Origin of the sequence: Ornithinibacter aureus (assembly GCF_009858245.1) — a bacterium.
Classification (GTDB): domain Bacteria; phylum Actinomycetota; class Actinomycetes; order Actinomycetales; family Dermatophilaceae; genus Fodinibacter; species Fodinibacter aureus.
In genome coordinates this window covers 1,877,594-1,892,247 of record NZ_VMSB01000001.1, presented here as the reverse complement: position 1 = coordinate 1,892,247, position 14,654 = coordinate 1,877,594, and the positions used below count along the sequence as shown (strand labels likewise).

General features: G+C 72.1%; 15 protein-coding genes and 1 pseudogene. 15 read left to right on the top strand and 1 reads right to left on the bottom strand.

Translation table 11 applies throughout. The annotated features are described in order from the left end of the window. Positions 1-7 precede the first annotated feature (7 nt). The 4 genes from C8E84_RS08975 to C8E84_RS08960 all read left to right on the top strand — a co-directional run bounded on the left by C8E84_RS08975 (position 8) and on the right by C8E84_RS08960 (position 3,094). Positions 8-958: a proline dehydrogenase family protein gene (locus C8E84_RS08975; RefSeq protein ID WP_246196861.1), complete on the top strand. Its 951-nt coding sequence runs from the start codon at positions 8-10 to the stop codon at positions 956-958. Positions 959-1,137: 179 nt separating this feature from the next. After that, positions 1,138-1,938 carry a pyrroline-5-carboxylate reductase gene (proC, locus tag C8E84_RS08970; protein WP_159901398.1) on the top strand — a complete coding sequence of 267 codons (801 nt, stop codon included), beginning with the start codon at positions 1,138-1,140 and terminating at the stop codon, positions 1,936-1,938. Positions 1,939-1,944: 6 nt separating this feature from the next. Further along, positions 1,945-2,511, top strand: a complete 567-nt coding sequence (locus C8E84_RS08965; protein ID WP_159901396.1) for a GNAT family N-acetyltransferase — start codon at positions 1,945-1,947, stop codon at positions 2,509-2,511. A gap of 55 nt (positions 2,512-2,566) precedes the next feature. Continuing rightward, positions 2,567-3,094, top strand: a complete 528-nt coding sequence (locus C8E84_RS08960) for a GNAT family N-acetyltransferase (protein WP_159901394.1) — start codon at positions 2,567-2,569, stop codon at positions 3,092-3,094. A 4-nt stretch (positions 3,095-3,098) separates the two neighbouring features. On the opposite strand, the gene C8E84_RS08955 is transcribed toward C8E84_RS08960, so the two are convergent. Continuing rightward, positions 3,099-3,767 carry a potassium channel family protein gene (locus C8E84_RS08955; RefSeq protein WP_159901392.1) on the bottom strand — a complete coding sequence of 223 codons (669 nt, stop codon included), beginning with the start codon at positions 3,765-3,767 and terminating at the stop codon, positions 3,099-3,101. 78 nt (positions 3,768-3,845) lie between these two features. On the opposite strand from C8E84_RS08955, the gene C8E84_RS08950 reads away from it, so the two are divergent. From C8E84_RS08950 to hemB, 11 genes and pseudogenes are all read left to right on the top strand, one after another. Continuing rightward, the gene (locus C8E84_RS08950; protein ID WP_159901390.1) at positions 3,846-5,036 is read left to right on the top strand and encodes an acetoin utilization protein AcuC; all 1,191 of its coding nucleotides are present in this window, start codon (positions 3,846-3,848) and stop codon (positions 5,034-5,036) included. Positions 5,037-5,349: 313 nt separating this feature from the next. After that, the gene (locus tag C8E84_RS08945) at positions 5,350-5,550 is read left to right on the top strand and encodes a helix-turn-helix domain-containing protein (protein WP_159901388.1); all 201 of its coding nucleotides are present in this window, start codon (positions 5,350-5,352) and stop codon (positions 5,548-5,550) included. A gap of 205 nt (positions 5,551-5,755) precedes the next feature. Then, complete coding sequence (locus C8E84_RS08940; RefSeq protein ID WP_003792170.1) at positions 5,756-5,854, top strand: 30S ribosomal protein bS22; 99 nt, start codon at positions 5,756-5,758, stop codon at positions 5,852-5,854. Between the two features lie 135 nt (positions 5,855-5,989). Beyond that, positions 5,990-7,039 (top strand): SDR family oxidoreductase, encoded by a 1,050-nt coding sequence (locus tag C8E84_RS08935; RefSeq protein ID WP_159901386.1) that lies wholly within the window; start codon positions 5,990-5,992, stop codon positions 7,037-7,039. Then, positions 7,039-8,553 (top strand): lysophospholipid acyltransferase family protein, encoded by a 1,515-nt coding sequence (locus C8E84_RS08930; protein ID WP_159901384.1) that lies wholly within the window; start codon positions 7,039-7,041, stop codon positions 8,551-8,553. Before C8E84_RS08935 ends, C8E84_RS08930 begins: the two co-directional genes overlap by 1 nt. Then, the gene (locus C8E84_RS08925) at positions 8,553-8,825 is read left to right on the top strand and encodes a glutaredoxin family protein (RefSeq protein WP_159901382.1); all 273 of its coding nucleotides are present in this window, start codon (positions 8,553-8,555) and stop codon (positions 8,823-8,825) included. The genes C8E84_RS08930 and C8E84_RS08925 overlap by 1 nt, the downstream gene beginning before the upstream one ends. Positions 8,826-9,019: 194 nt before the next feature. Beyond that, positions 9,020-9,700: a redox-sensing transcriptional repressor Rex gene (locus C8E84_RS08920; RefSeq protein ID WP_159901380.1), complete on the top strand. Its 681-nt coding sequence runs from the start codon at positions 9,020-9,022 to the stop codon at positions 9,698-9,700. Then, positions 9,700-11,007 carry a glutamyl-tRNA reductase gene (locus tag C8E84_RS08915; protein WP_159901378.1) on the top strand — a complete coding sequence of 436 codons (1,308 nt, stop codon included), beginning with the start codon at positions 9,700-9,702 and terminating at the stop codon, positions 11,005-11,007. Before C8E84_RS08920 ends, C8E84_RS08915 begins: the two co-directional genes overlap by 1 nt. Next, the gene (hemC, locus tag C8E84_RS08910) at positions 11,004-11,978 is read left to right on the top strand and encodes a hydroxymethylbilane synthase (RefSeq protein ID WP_246197060.1); all 975 of its coding nucleotides are present in this window, start codon (positions 11,004-11,006) and stop codon (positions 11,976-11,978) included. Before C8E84_RS08915 ends, hemC begins: the two co-directional genes overlap by 4 nt. Continuing rightward, complete coding sequence (locus C8E84_RS08905; protein WP_159901374.1) at positions 11,975-13,597, top strand: bifunctional uroporphyrinogen-III C-methyltransferase/uroporphyrinogen-III synthase; 1,623 nt, start codon at positions 11,975-11,977, stop codon at positions 13,595-13,597. Before hemC ends, C8E84_RS08905 begins: the two co-directional genes overlap by 4 nt. Next, positions 13,597-14,567, top strand: a pseudogene (gene hemB, locus C8E84_RS08900) (porphobilinogen synthase). Before C8E84_RS08905 ends, hemB begins: the two are co-directional and overlap by 1 nt. Positions 14,568-14,654: the final 87 nt, after the last annotated feature.

Genomic DNA, 14,654 nt, shown 5'->3' with positions numbered 1-14,654 from the left:
TGACGTCGTGGACCCCAGCGACCTGCTCCGCGGAGCGATGCTCCAGATATCCGAGTCCGATCTCGTGCGCAAGGCGGTGGTGACGGCTCCGGTCAGTCGCGCGGTCGTCGCCCGCTACGTCGCGGGCGAGAGCGTGCCGGATGCCGTGAGCGTCGCCGGTGAGCTGCGCACCACGAACCGGCTGGCGACCATCGACTACCTCGGCGAGGACACCACCGACGCCGTGCAGGCGGCCACCACCCGCGACACCTACGTGCACCTGCTCGACCTGCTCGCCGAAGCCGACCTCACGGCATACGGGGCCGCCGAGGTCAGCGTGAAGCTCAGCGCCATCGGGCAGGCGCTGCCGGCCGACGGCGACGCCATCGCCCTGGAGAACGCCCGGGCGATCTGCGAGGCCGCGCAGGCCGCGGGCACGACGGTCACCCTCGACATGGAGGACCACACGACGACCGACCGCACCCTTGCCACGCTGCACGCGCTGCGCGAGGACTTCCCGTGGGTCGGTGCGGTCCTGCAGTCCTACCTGCACCGCACCGAGGCCGACTGCCGCGACCTGGCGACGGCGGGCAGCCGCGTGCGGCTGTGCAAGGGGGCGTACAAGGAGCCGGCATCCGTGGCCTTCCAGGACGGGGACGACGTCGACCTGTCCTACGTGCGATGCCTCAAGGTGCTCATGGCCGGTGACGGCTACCCGATGGTCGCGAGCCACGACCCGCGCCTCATCGACATCGCGGCGGCGCTCGCCGGGCACCACGGTCGCGCCCCCGACAGCTACGAGTTCCAGATGCTGCTCGGCATCCGGATGAACGAACAGAAGCGGATCGCCGACCGCGGGCACCAGATGCGGGTCTACGTGCCGTTCGGCGAGGACTGGTACGGCTACCTCGTGCGCCGCATGGCCGAGCGCCCGGCGAACGTCCAGTTCTTCCTGCGCTCGCTCGCCACCAACGGCTGACCCGGCCCGACATCGACCAATAGGTCACCCAGGGTACGGAGCGGCTTGTCCCCCGAGTGACCTATTGGTCGGTGTGGGTGCAGCCGGTGATCGGATGCCGGGGCGCGCCCGCGCGCGCCACGTCGCCACGTCGCCACCCGGCATCCGCGCCCGGCGGTGACCCGGCATACTCACCTGCCATGGGAACGGTTGCGATCTTCGGTGCAGGTGTCATGGGCGAGACCCTGCTGTCCGGCCTGCTGCGCTCAGGTCACCCGGTTGACGGGCTGGTCATCACCGAGCGCCGGGCCGACCGGGCGGCCGAGCTCACCGAGAAGTACGGCGTGCGCGTGCTCGACAACGCCGAGGCGGCAGCCCTGGCCGACACCCTGCTGCTCGTCGTCAAGCCGCAGGACATGGGGGCGCTGCTGGCCGAGATCCACGACGAGGTCGCCGAGGACAACCTCGTCGTGAGCCTGGCCGCCGGCATCACGACGACGTTCCTGGAGTCGCGCCTGCCCGCGGGCCGCGCCGTCGTCAGGGTCATGCCGAACACCCCGGCCCTGGTCGACCAGGGCATGGCGGCGGTCAGCGCCGGGTCGCACTGCAGCCCCGCGCAGCTTCAGCAGGCCCAGACCCTGCTGGCCGCCACCGGCAAGGTGGTCGACGTCCCCGAGAAGCTCCAGGACGCGGTGACCGCGATCTCCGGCAGCGGCCCCGCCTACATCTTCTACGTCGTCGAGGCGATGATCGAGGCCGGTGTCGTGCTGGGCATGCCGCGCACCACCGCCACCGAACTGGTCGTGCAGACCCTGTTCGGTGCGGCGACGATGATCAAGGAGACCGGCCAGCACCCCACCGTGCTGCGCGAGCAGGTCACCTCGCCCGGTGGAACCACCGCGGCCGCCCTGCGCACGCTCGACGACCACAAGGTGCGCGCAGCCTTCATCACGGCCATGGAGGCCGCTGCCCGGCGGTCGGCCGAGCTCGCGGGGGACTGAGCGTCCGTGGGCGCATCCACCCCGCCCACCCAACCCACCTCGGGTGGTGAGGTCGGCTCGCCGACGGATGGGGACGGCATCCGCATCGACCAGGTGACGGCTGCGCTGCTGCCGACCTACCGCGACGTGCGCATCGCGGCGCTCATCGACAGCCCGCGGGCGTTCTGGAGCACCTACGAGCAAGCAAGGGCCCGCACCGACGACGACTGGGCGGCCTTCCTCGAGACCGCCCCCCGAACCTGGCTGGCCTTCGACGGTGCCCGCCCCGTGGGAACCGTCGGCCTGTGGCGCGGCGAGGGCCAACCGGACGACGAGATCACCCTGATCGGCATGTGGGTCGCGAGTGTTGTGCGAGGGACGGACGTCGCTGAGCGGCTCGTGCGAACAGCCCTTCAGGCGGCCTCGGATGCCGGGGTGCGCCGCGTCGTCCTCGACGTCGCCCACGAGAACGCCAGAGCGTGGGCCTTCTACTCCCGCATCGGTTTTCGGCCCACCGGGGAGGTCAACTCGATGCCCTGGGACCCCGCCGTGACCGAGGAGCAGATGGTGCTCGACCTGACGGCGCGATCCTGAGAGTTCACCTGCCCGAGTTGCTGCCCGCGTGGGGGGCCGTGGGAGAGTGGCGGGCATGAGTGAGATCACCGTGCGCCCGCTGGGGGCCGACGACTGGGAGCGATACCGCTCCGTGCGCCTCACCGCGCTCCAGGAGTCGCCCGACGCCTTCGTCGCTTCCCACGAGGCTGAATCCGCCGAACCGGAGGAGTTCTGGCGCGCCCGCATGGAGCGCTCGACCCGCCTGCTCGCGGAGGTCGACGGCGAGCCCGTGGGCATCGCCAGCGTCGGATCCGCCGACGACGACCAGCCCGAGACGGCTCAGCTGTTCGGTCTCTGGGTGGCGCCCGAGGCGCGGGGTACGGGCGTGGCCACGGCCCTCGTGCGCGCCGGGGCGCGGACTGCCGCCGAGAAGGGCAAGCGCCAGCTGCACTACTGGGTCGGCACCGACAACGGCCGCGCCGTGGCCTTCGCCAGCGGTTTCGGGTTCCGCCCGACCGCCGAGCGCCGGCCGATGCGGGTCGTGTCGTCCGATGACGGTGAGGAAGAGCTGGCGATGACCCTGCCGCTCTCCGGCGACCGCGGCGGCATCGCTCAGTTCTGAGCGGTCAGGGGCGGGCGGCCAGGCGTTCGATGAGTGTCGTCGGCCCGCTGACGATCAGCACGTCGTGGGCCGAGACCTTCGTCGACGGCACGGCGTAGGTGAAGTCCCGGCCGGGTGCCTTGACGCCGACTACGGTCACCCCGTACTTGCTGCGGATGGCGCTCTGCTCGAGCGTGAAGCCGACCGTCTCGCTCGGGGGGCGCATCTTGACGATGGCGAACCCGTCGTCGAACTCGATGTAGTCCTGCATCCGCCCGCCCATGAGGTGGGCCACCCTGCGGCCGGTGTCGGCCTCGGGGCGCACGATGTGGTGCACCCCGATCCGGTCGAGGATCCGGGCGTGCTCGGGCGACAGGGCCTTGCCCCAGATGTCGGCCACCCCGACGTCGACGAGGTTGGCCGCCGCCAGCACCGACGCCTCGACCGAGGAACCGATCGCCACGACGGCGATGGGGAACCGACCGGCCTTGGCGTCGCGGATGACGGCGACGTCGCTCGCGTCGCCGTGGATCACGTGGCTGATCCGACCGAGGAACTTCTCGGCGAGGAAGCCGTCCTTCTCGATGGCGGTGACCTTGTGGCCCAGGCGGCGCAGCTCGAGGGCCGCCGCTGCGCCGAACCGGCCCAGGCCGATGACGAGGACGTCGTTCTCGGTGCCGGTGCCTCGAGCCATCGGTGGTGCCCTCCTATACAAGTGGAACGTGAGGGGTCCCAGCCTGCCACGGGACTTCTGTGGGAGTAGGTTGCCACCATGGCCCATCGCACGAGCGTCGTCTGGGATGACGCGTTCACGGCGTACAACTTCGGCCCCTCGCACCCCATGGGCCCGGTGCGCCTCGACCTCACGACCCGGCTCGCGCGGGCCCTCGGGGTGCTCGACCACGTCGAGCTGCTCAGCCCGGCGGCCGCCACCGACGAGGTTCTGGCCACGGTTCACGACCGCCACTACATCGCCGCTGTCCGGGCGGCCTCGGCCGACCCGATGGCTGCTGACGTCCACCGAGGGCTCGGCACCGAGGACGACCCCGCCTTCCCCGGGATGCACGAGGCCTCGGCCCGCATCGCCCAGGGCACCCTCGACCTCTGCCGTCAGGTGCTGACCGGCGAGACCGACCACGGGGTCAACTTCTGCGGCGGCATGCACCACGCGATGCGCACCCACGCGTCCGGGTTCTGCATCTACAACGACATCGCCGTCGGCATCCAGTGGCTGCTCGACAACGGGGCGCAGCGCGTCGCCTACGTCGACATCGACGTCCACCACGGCGACGGCGTCGAGAAGATCTTCTGGAACGACCCGCGGGTGCTGACCATCTCGGTGCACGAGAACGGCCAGCACCTCTTCCCGGGAACCGGGTGGCCCTCGGACATCGGCGGCCCGTCGGCCCGGGGGAGTGCCGCAAACGTCGCGCTGCCGCCCGGCACGGGGGATGCCGCGTGGTTGCGATCCATCGAGTCCGTCGTCCCGCCGCTCGTGCGGGCCTTCGACCCCGACGTGCTCGTCACCCAGCACGGGTGCGACACCCACATGCACGACCCGCTGGCGCACCTGAGCATCACCATGGACGCCCAGCGCCGCGCCCACGAGACGCTGCACGACCTCGCCCACGAGGTGGCCGACGGGCGCTGGGTGTCCCTCGGCGGTGGCGGCTACGAGCTCGTCGACGTCGTCCCACGGTCGTGGACCCACCTGACCGCGATCGCGGCCCACGTCCCCGTGCCCGCCCAGACCCGCGTGCCGCAGGAGTGGCTCGACCACGTCGAGGCGACCATGGCTCGCTCGGCACCCACCCGGATGGGTGACCTGCCCGCGGAGAGCCTGCCCATCTGGGTGCAGCCGTGGAGCATGGGCCACAACCCGGAGAGCCCGATCGACCGGGCCATCCTCGCGACCCGCCAGGCCGTGTTCAGCCACCACGGGCTGGACCCCTGGTTCGACTGACCCCGCGTCGCGCTTGGTTCGTCAGACCGTCTGTCGAGAGGAGGCAACACGCGGATGCCGGGCACCTCGCCTCGGCGTGTTGCCTCCTCTCGACGGGATGGCTGCGGCGCCAGCCCCAATGTGAAGCGAGTGGGGGATGCCGCTGGGAGCGGACTCACGGCATCCGCCACGGCGTGTCGACTGGACATTGGTGCCCAACTTCCTCGTTCCACTTCCCCAGTGGTCACACCTGCCCCTATGGTTGCGCTTGCACACCACAGGGAGACTGCCGGGGCGTCCTGGCGCTGTGGTCGTGCAGAAGAATGAGGTCACGATGTCGACGGAGCGTCAGCTCGCGGAGGTGCGGTTCCTCACCGTCGCCGAGGTCGCCGCAATCATGCGGGTGTCCAAGATGACGGTGTACCGCATGGTCCACGCCGGTGAGTTGCCGGCCATCCGCGTCGGGCGGTCCTTCCGTGTCCCCGAGGACGAGGTGCACGCGTACCTGCGCACCTCGTTCGTCGACACGGCGTGACCGACCCGACGAACCACACCCCGAAGGGGCGGCCCACACGTCGGGCCGCCCCTTCGGCTGTCCGTGGCCGTCCCTGTCCGAACCTGTTCGCGCAGCGGCCCAATCCGCGCTGGCGAACACCCGCCGTGGCCACGGTTTGGGCCGCGTGACCGCCTGCCGGTAGGGTGGGCAGCCGCATCAGACGCTTAACGACGAGGACATCGCAATGGGTTCAGTCATCAAGAAGCGGCGCAAGCGGATGGCGAAGAAGAAGCACCGCAAGCTGCTTCGCAAGACGCGCCACCAGCGCCGCAACAAGAAGTGACCTGAGAGTCACCTCTGCACTTCAAAGGTCCCCGCACCCCGGGGGCCTTTGTCGTGCCCGGACGGACCTGCCCTGTCGGTGCGCCGACGGGTCGATTAGGGTCGGGGCTGTCGAAATCAGGTGAAGGAGCAGGGCATGGCCTCAGTGGTGCTCGTGACCGGGGTCTCCCGCTACCTCGGAGGACTCCTCGCGCGTCGCCTCAGCGCTGACCCGAGCGTGGACCGGGTGGTCGGCGTCGACGTCATCCCGCCCGCGCACGACATCAGCGGCGTCGAGTTCGTGCGCGCCGACATCCGCAACCCGATGATCGCCCGGGTCATCGAGTCGGCCGGGGTCGACACCGTCGTGCACATGAACGTGATCGCGACACCCACCTTCGTCGGGGGCCGCACCCCGCAGAAGGAGATCAACGTCATCGGCACGATGCAGCTGCTCGCGGCGTGCCAGAAGTCGACCACCGTGCGCCGGCTCGTCGTGAAGTCCTCCGCAGCGGTCTACGGGTCGACCCCGCGTGACCCGGCGATGTTCACCGAGGACATGGGTGCCAAGCGATCGCCCTCGGGCGGGTTCGGCAAGGACTCCATCGAGGTCGAGGGGTACGTGCGCGGGTTCGCCCGCCGCCGACCGGACACCGAGATCCTCACGCTGCGCTTCGCCAACATCGTCGGGCCGCGCATTCGCACGTCGATCACCGACTACTTCAACCTGCCTGTCGTCCCCGTGCCGCTGGGGTACGACGCCCGCATGCAGTTCGTCCACGAGGACGACGCCATCGACGCACTCGTGCGCGCAACGACGGGCGAGGCCTCCGGCATCGTCAACATCGCGGGCGACGGCGTGCTGACGGTGCTCCAGGCCGCTGCGATCGTCGGACGCCCGGTGGTGCCGATGCCGCTACAGGCTGCCGGCGTCGTCGGCGGTTTCGCCAAACGGCTCGGCCTGGCCGACTTCTCGCCGGACCAGATGTCCTTCCTCGCGTTCGGTCGCGGCATGGACACCCGGCGGATGCGCTCCGTCCTCGGCTTCGCCCCGCGGTACACCTCCCGTGAGGCGTTCGAGGACTTCGCCCGCACCGTCGGCCCCGCGGTGCCCGCCGCCGCGATCGTCGGGGATGCCGTGAGCGGGGTCGCAGGGACGGCGAGCCAGGTCGTTCTCGGCCTTCTCGGCGCAGGAAGGGGACGATGATGGCAGCGCGACAGGGAGCCCTCGCCGCAGGCGCGGCCCGGGCCTCGGGGGAGCGGGCAAGGCGCCGCTCCACCCCGCTGATCGGAGCCGAGCCCGTCGTGGCCGCCGGCGACACCGCGGATGCCGTCGCGTCGGCGACGACGAAGCCAGCCGCCAAGCAGGCGACCCCGAAGAAGGCGACCCCGAAGAAGCCAGCGGCGCCGAAGAAGCCAGCGGCGCCGAAGAAGCCAGCCGCGAAGAAGGTGGCGCGTACCCCGAGTGACCTATTGGTCGATTCGGGGACGGCTGGGCAGAAGGTGGCGCGTACCCCGAGCGACCTATTGGTCGATTCGGGGACCGGCGAGCAGGCCGCTCGCCGCCCGCACCGCCCGGCACCCAAGGTGCGCTCGGCTCCCTCCCGCCGGGCCTCACGCCAGGCCGGCGAGCGGCGCACCACGTCCGCGCCCGTCCCGGTGGCAGAGGCGCCCCGGGCACCCAGGGTTCGCCTGGACCCTCGCGAGAAGGCTCGCCGCGACGCCGCGAGGCCGCACCTGCGCATCGCCGAGCCGCCGCTGGACCCGACGGTGATCGAGGCGCCGGAGCGCACCGGTCTGCCGCTGCCCGACATCGGGGACGCCTTGTCCGCCGCCATCGGCCTGCTGCGCTTCGGGGCGCAGGCCGCAGGCATCTCACCCGAGGACATCGAGCGTCGCGTGGCGCAGGTGCTGGCCTACATCCGCCGCCGGATCGACGGCGCCTACGACGTCGACGACTTCGGCTACGACGCCGATTTCACCGAGAATGTGTTCTACCCGATGCTGCGCCCGATCTACCGGCACTGGTTCCGCGTCGAGGTGCGCGGCATCGAGAACATCCCGGCCACCGGTGGCGCGCTCGTCGTGTCCAACCACTCCGGGACCATCGCCATCGACTCCCTCATGGTGCAGCTCGCCATCCACGACGAGCACCCGCAGCACCGGGCCATGCGCGCCCTCGGGGCCGACCTCGTCTTCCAGACACCGTTCCTCGGCACGGTCGCGCGCCGGTCGGGCTCCACGTTGGCCACCAACTCCGACGCCGACCGTCTCTTCGCCCAGGGCGAGCTCGTCGGGGTCTTCCCCGAGGGCTTCAAGGGGGTCGGCAAGCCGTTCAGCGAGCGCTACAAGCTCCAGCGGTTCGGCCGTGGCGGCTTCGTGGCCGCCGCGCTGGCCGCGCAGGTGCCGATCATCCCGTGCTCGGTCGTGGGCGCCGAGGAGATCGCGCCGATCATCGGCAACATGAGCACGGTCGCCCGCCTGTTCGGGCTGCCCTACGCGCCCATCACGCCGACGTTCCCCCTGTTCGGCCCGCTCGGGCTGATCCCGTTGCCGAGCAAGTGGATCATCGAGTTCGGCGCCCCCATCCCCACCGACAGCCAGGGCCCCGGCGCCGCCGACGACCCGATGCTCGTCTTCGACCTCACCGACCAGGTGCGCGAGACGATCCAGCAGACGCTCTACACCCTGCTCATGCAGCGGCGGTCGGTCTTCTTCTGATGGATGCCGTGCAGCCGCTTCCCGTGCGGGTCACCTTGATCGGCCGGCCGGGGTGCCACCTGTGCGACACCGCCCGCGAGACCATCGAGCGCGTGAGTGCCGAGCTCGGGGTCGGGTGGCAGGAGTGCTCCATCGACGACGACGCGCAGCTGCGTGAGGAGTGGGCCGAGCAGATTCCGGTCACGCTGGTCGACGGCCGCCAGCACGACTACTGGCGGGTTGACGAGACCCGGCTGCGAGCGGCCCTGGCTGCGCCGCCCGCGGTGCGCTGACGGCATCCGGACTGCTGTCGAAGCTTTTAGCACACGCGGGAGTGAGCAGGGTCACGGGGCCCTCGGACGACTTTGTGCAGGCGTTCACAAGACCGTACGCTGACGGTCTCACCCGCTGGCCGGGCCGCTGAACGCGTGCGCCCGCCCGCTCCGATCCGGCCGCGCGGGCCCGCGAAAGGAGTCGGTGAGCGACGGTGTCCGACGCAGCGACCACCCGCCGGGGCATCCCGGAGGCCTCGGTGGCCCGGCTCCCGGGCTACCTGCGGGCACTCACCGCCCTCGCCGGTCACGGCGTGATCTCGGTGAGCTCCGAGGAGCTCGCGAACGCCGCCGGGGTGAGTTCGACGATGCTGCGCAAGGACCTGTCGCACCTCGGTTCCTACGGGGTGCGCGGGGTCGGTTACGACGTCGAGCGCCTGGCCGCCGAGATCACCGCCGCACTGGGCCTGACCCGCGAGTGGCCGGTTGCGATCGTCGGCATGGGCAACCTCGGTCGGGCGCTCGCCGCCTACCGCGGGTTCGAGGAGCGCGGGTTCGAGGTCGTCGCACTGCTCGACGGTGACCCTCGGCTGCTGGGCGAGGACGTCGCCGGGCGGCCGGTGCGCCCCATGTCCGACCTGCCGGGTCTCGTCGCGGAAGAGGGCCTCGCGATCGGCGTCATCGCCACCCCGTCGTCAGGGGCCCAGGACGCGTGTGACCGCCTCGTCGCGGCGGGGGTCCGCTCGGTGCTGAACTTCGCCCCTGCCGTGCTCGCCGTTCCCGACGGGGTGGTCGTGCGCAACGTCGACCTGTCCACGGAACTTCAGATCCTCGCCTTCCACGGTCAGCGGGTCGCCGCGGCCGCGGCCGCCACGACCTCCGAGGTGGTGGCCTGATGAGCCTGGTCGTCCTCGGGCTGTCGCACCACGGTGCACCCCTGTCACTCCTGGAGTCGGTCGCCCTGGACCCCGACGCCCGCACCGCCCTCGAGCAGGCGGTGCTGCGCTCGGAGCACGTCACCGAAGCCGTCGTCGTGTCCACGTGCAACCGCACCGAGGTCTACGCCGAGTGCCTGACCTTCCACGGCGCCCTGACCGACATCACGGCGGCGCTGGCCGACACCTGCTCGGTCGACCGGGCGGACCTGCAGCCGCACCTGTTCGTGCACTACGAGGACCGCGGCATCGCCCACGTGTTCAACGTCGCCTCAGGCCTGGACTCGATGGCCGTCGGCGAGGCCCAGATCCTCGGCCAGGTGCGCCGCTCCCTGGCTCGCGCCCAGCGCCACGGCCACGTCGGCCCCGCCCTGAACACCGTGCTCCAGCAGGCCCTGCGGGTCGCGAAGCGCGTGCACACCGAGACCGGCATCGACCTCGTGAGCGGCTCGCTCGTGCAGGCCGGACTGGCCCGCGCGCAGGCCGCCCTCGGACCGATCGGCGACCTGTCCGTGCTCGTCGTCGGCGCCGGCGGCATGGGCGCCCTCGCCGCGACCACCGTGGCCCGTGCCGGGGCGCGCACCGTCGTCGTCGCGAACCGCAACCACGACCGGGCGCGCACGGTGGCCGATCGGGTGGGCGGCACCTCGCGCCACCTCGCCGACCTCGGCGCCGCCCTCGTCGAGGCCGACGTCGTCATCTCCTCCACCGGCGCTCCGGGGCGGGTCATCACCGCCGCCGACGTCGCTCGTGCGCGCGCGTCGCGCGGTGGACGCCCGCAGGTCTACGTCGACCTCGCGCTGCCCCACGACATCGACCTCGCCGTTGCCGACCTGCCCGGCGCCACCCGTGTCGGCCTCGCCGAGCTCGGCGAGGACCTCTCGAGTGCCGGGTCAGCGCCCCAGGTCGCGCAGGCCGGCGATCTCGTGACTGCCGAGGTCGCGGCCTACCTCATGGCTCGCTCCGCCGAGGCCGTCGCGCCGACCGTGACCGCGCTGCGCAGCCACGCCGGCGCACTCGTCGAGGAGGAGCTGCGCCGCCTCGAGCGACGCACGCCCGGCCTGAGCGACGCCGAGCGGGGCGAGGTCCGCCGGGCCGTCGAGCGCGTCGTCGACAAGCTGCTCCACACCCCGACGGTGCGCGTGAAGGAACTCGCCCAGGACGGCCAGGGCGGCAGCTACGCGCGGGCGCTCAACGAGCTGTTCGACCTCGACCCCCGCGACGTCTCCCTGGTGTCCGCACCCCCGACCCTGCCCGAGGAGGACTGAGCATGCTCCGCCTCGGAACCCGCCGATCCGCCCTCGCGACGACGCAGTCGTCGTGGGTGGCCGACCAGCTGCGTGCGCTCGGCCACGAGGTCGAGCTCGTCGAGGTCAGCACCGAGGGCGACCGCGACCAGACCACCCCGCTGGCCCAGCTCGGCGGCACCGGTGTCTTCGTCTCCGCCCTGCGGGCCGCCCTCGTCGACGGGCGCGTCGACCTGGCTGTGCACTCGCTGAAGGACCTGCCGACCACGCCTGACCCCGACACCGTGGTCGCCGCGATCCCCGTGCGCGAGGACCCCCGCGACGCCCTCGTCGCCCGGGACGGACTCACGCTCGGCGAGCTGCCTGCGCGGTCGAGGGTCGGCACGGGCTCCCCGCGCCGTCGTGCCCAGCTCGAGGCCCTGGGCCTCGGCCTCGTCGTCACCGGGCTGCGCGGCAACGTCGACACCCGGATGCGGCAGGTCACCGAGGGACACCTCGACGCCGTCGTGCTCGCGGCCGCAGGCCTGCGCCGACTCGGACGCCTCGACGCCGTCAGCGAGCTGCTCGACCCGATCCAGATGCTCCCGGCCCCCGGCCAGGGGGCGCTCGCGGTGGAGGTCCGCGCGGACGACGCGCACACGGCATCCCTCGTCGCCGTGCTCGACGACCACGACACCCGCGCGTGCACCACGGCCGAGCGGGCGCTGCTCGCCGAGCTCGAGGCCGGGTGCTCCGCCCCCGTCGGCGCACTCGCCGAGGTCGTCGAAGGCGTCGACGGCCCTGAGCTCTCCCTGCGAGCCGTCGTCACCTCGCACGACGGGACGGCTGACCTGCGCCGCTCGCTCGTCGGGGACCCCGCCACCCCCGCAGACCTCGGCAGGCGCCTCGCGCACCTGCTCCTCGAGGACGGCGCAGCCCAGCTGATGTCCGACAGCCCCACGACCGACCACTCCCCAACGACCGACCACCCCGCCACGGAGCGTGCCTTGTGAGCCCCACGCGTTCGACCTCCCCCTCCACCCCCCGCACGCCGGCCCAGGTGGCCTTCGTCGGCGCCGGGCCCGGCGACACCGGGCTGCTCACCGTGCGCGCCAGCGAGCTGCTCGCCGCTGCGGATGCCGTCGTCATCGACCAGGTGGCGCGGCACGACGTCGTCGAGCGGTGGTGCGCACCCGGCACCCTCGTCGTGGATGCCGGCCACGGCGACCACGGTGAGAACCTCACCCACGCGTCGCGCGCCAAGCTCGTCGTGCGGGCGGCGAAGGCGCACCCGGGCGGTCTCGTCGTGCGCCTCATGGACGGTGACCCCGCAGTCTTCAACGGGCTCGCCGAGGAGGCCACCGCCTGCGTGAAGGCAGGGGTGTCCTTCGAGGTGGTTCCGGGCGTCAGCTCGGTCACGGCCGTTCCCTCGTACGCCGGGGTGCCGCTGACGTCGGCCAGCTCCACCGGGGTGCACGTCCTCGTCGCCGGGGCTCGCGGCGTCGACCTCACGGGCGCGCTCGACCCCAAGGTCACCGTCGTCGTCATCGGGGCACCGGACAAGGCCGCCCAGACCTTCGACGCCCTCATCGCCGCCGGTCGTGACGGGGCAACTCCCGTCGCCGTCACCGAGCGCGGCACGAGCACCGACCAGCGAACCGTGACGACGACGCTGTCCTCTGCCGGCGCGACGATGGCCGACGGCCGCTTCCCCGTGCTGGCCGTCGTGGGGTCCACTGTCACCATGCGCGGGACGTTGTCGTGGTTCGAGAGCAAGCCGCTGTTCGGGTGGGAGGTGCTGGTGCCCCGCACGAAGGAGCAGTCGGCCTCGACGTTGGCCCGCCTCCAGCGCCACGGGGCGCAGGCCAAGGTCGTGCCGACGATCTCGGTGGAGCCCCCGCGCACGCCGCAGCAGCTGGAGCGCGCCGTCAAGGGCATGGTCACCGGGCGCTACGAGTGGGTGGGCTTCACGTCCGTCAACGCCGTGCGGGCGATCCGTGAGAAGTTCGACGAGTTCGGGCTCGACGCGCGTTCGTTCGCGGGTCTGCGCGTCGCCGCGGTCGGGGGCGTCACCGCGCAGGCCCTGCGCGACTGGGGGATCACCCCCGACCTCGTGCCGACCGGTGAGCAGTCGGCGCTCGGCCTGCTCGAGGTCTGGCCCGCCTTCGACCCCGACCTCGACCCGATCGCCCGGGTGTTCCTGCCGCGTGCCGACATCGCGACCGAGACGCTCGTCGCCGGACTCCAGGACATCGGCTGGGAGGTCGACGACGTGACGGCCTATCGCACCGTGCGCGCGGCCCCGCCGCCCGCGTCGGTTCGCGACGCCATCAAGAACGGCTCCTTCGACGCCGTGCTGTTCACGTCGAGCTCGACCGTGCGCAACCTCGTCGGCATCGCGGGCAAGCCGCACCCGACCACGGTCGTCGCGTGCATCGGCCCGGCCACGGCCAAGACCGCGGAGGAGCTCGGCCTGCGGGTCGACGTGCTCCCCCCGGTCGCCAACGCCGAGGCGCTCGTCGACGCACTGGCCGACCACGGCCGCTCGTTGGCCCTGGCGGCCCAGGAGGCCGGCGAGGTCGTCCTGCGCCCGAGCCAGCGTCGTCCGGGTTCGCGCCGCCGCGCCACGTGATGGCTTTCCCACAGAGCCGGCCCCGCCGGCTGCGGCGCACCCCCGCGATCCGGCGTCTGGTGGCGCAGACGAGGCTGCACCCGGCCGACCTGGTGCTCCCCGTCTTCGTGCGCGAGGGCATCGAGGAGCCGGTGCCGATCTCGGCCATGCCCGGCGTCGTGCAGCACACGCTCGACTCCCTCGTCGAGGAGGCCCACCGCTGCGTGCAGGCCGGGCTCGGCGGGATCATGGTGTTCGGGGTCCCGATCACCAAGGACGCGCAAGGGTCCGGCGCGGACGACCCCGACGGCATCCTCAACGTCGCCCTCGCCCGGTTGGTCGAGGCGGTCGGTGACGACCTCGTCGTCATGGCGGACCTGTGCCTGGACGAGTTCACCGACCACGGCCACTGCGGCGTGCTCGGGGACGACGGGTCGGTCGACAACGACGCCACCCTCGAGCGGTACGCCGCGATGGCGCTGGCGCAGGCGGCGACCGGGGCCCACGTCCTCGGGCTCTCGGGGATGATGGACGGCCAGGTGGCGCACGTGCGCGCGGCGCTGGATGCCGCGGGGCACACCGACACCGTGCTCCTGGCCTACGCCGCGAAGTACACCTCCGGGCTCTACGGGCCGTTCCGCGAGGCCGTGCAGTCCTCGCTCGTCGGTGACCGGGGGCCTACCAGCAGGACCCGGCCAACGCGACCGAGGCCGTGCGTGAGCTCGAGCTGGACATCGCCGAAGGCGCCGACATCGTCATGGTCAAGCCGGCCGGCCCGCACCTCGACATCATCGCCGCAGCCGCCGCGCTGTCGCCGGTTCCCGTTGCCGCCTACCAGATCTCGGGGGAGTACTCCCAGATCGAGGCCGCTGCGGAACGGGGTTGGATCGATCGCGACCGCGTCATGCTGGAATCGCTCACGGGTATCCGACGGGCCGGCGCCCAGATCGTGCTCACCTACTACGCCCTCGAGGCTGCTGCCCGCCTGTGACGCAGGCGCCGTGGTCGCGCGCCGTGCGTCGACCGATCGGCGGATTGGGCGAACCCGGGTTCGTGCACCATCATGGTGGTGTGATAG

What these genes read in the sequence shown, in the direction of transcription:
- C8E84_RS08925 (WP_159901382.1), top strand. Translation starts at nt 8,553, where the DNA reads ATGGATGCCGTGCAGCCGCTTCCCGTGCGGGTCACCTTGATCGGCCGG.
- C8E84_RS08915 (WP_159901378.1), top strand. Translation starts at nt 9,700, where the DNA reads ATGAGCCTGGTCGTCCTCGGGCTGTCGCACCACGGTGCACCCCTGTCA.
- C8E84_RS08930 (WP_159901384.1), top strand. Translation starts at nt 7,039, where the DNA reads ATGGCAGCGCGACAGGGAGCCCTCGCCGCAGGCGCGGCCCGGGCCTCG.
- proC (WP_159901398.1), top strand. Translation starts at nt 1,138, where the DNA reads ATGGGAACGGTTGCGATCTTCGGTGCAGGTGTCATGGGCGAGACCCTG.
- C8E84_RS08960 (WP_159901394.1), top strand. Translation starts at nt 2,567, where the DNA reads ATGAGTGAGATCACCGTGCGCCCGCTGGGGGCCGACGACTGGGAGCGA.
- C8E84_RS08950 (WP_159901390.1), top strand. Translation starts at nt 3,846, where the DNA reads ATGGCCCATCGCACGAGCGTCGTCTGGGATGACGCGTTCACGGCGTAC.
- C8E84_RS08935 (WP_159901386.1), top strand. Translation starts at nt 5,990, where the DNA reads ATGGCCTCAGTGGTGCTCGTGACCGGGGTCTCCCGCTACCTCGGAGGA.
- C8E84_RS08940 (WP_003792170.1), top strand. Translation starts at nt 5,756, where the DNA reads ATGGGTTCAGTCATCAAGAAGCGGCGCAAGCGGATGGCGAAGAAGAAG.
- C8E84_RS08955 (WP_159901392.1), bottom strand. Translation starts at nt 3,767, where the DNA reads ATGGCTCGAGGCACCGGCACCGAGAACGACGTCCTCGTCATCGGCCTG.
- C8E84_RS08945 (WP_159901388.1), top strand. Translation starts at nt 5,350, where the DNA reads ATGTCGACGGAGCGTCAGCTCGCGGAGGTGCGGTTCCTCACCGTCGCC.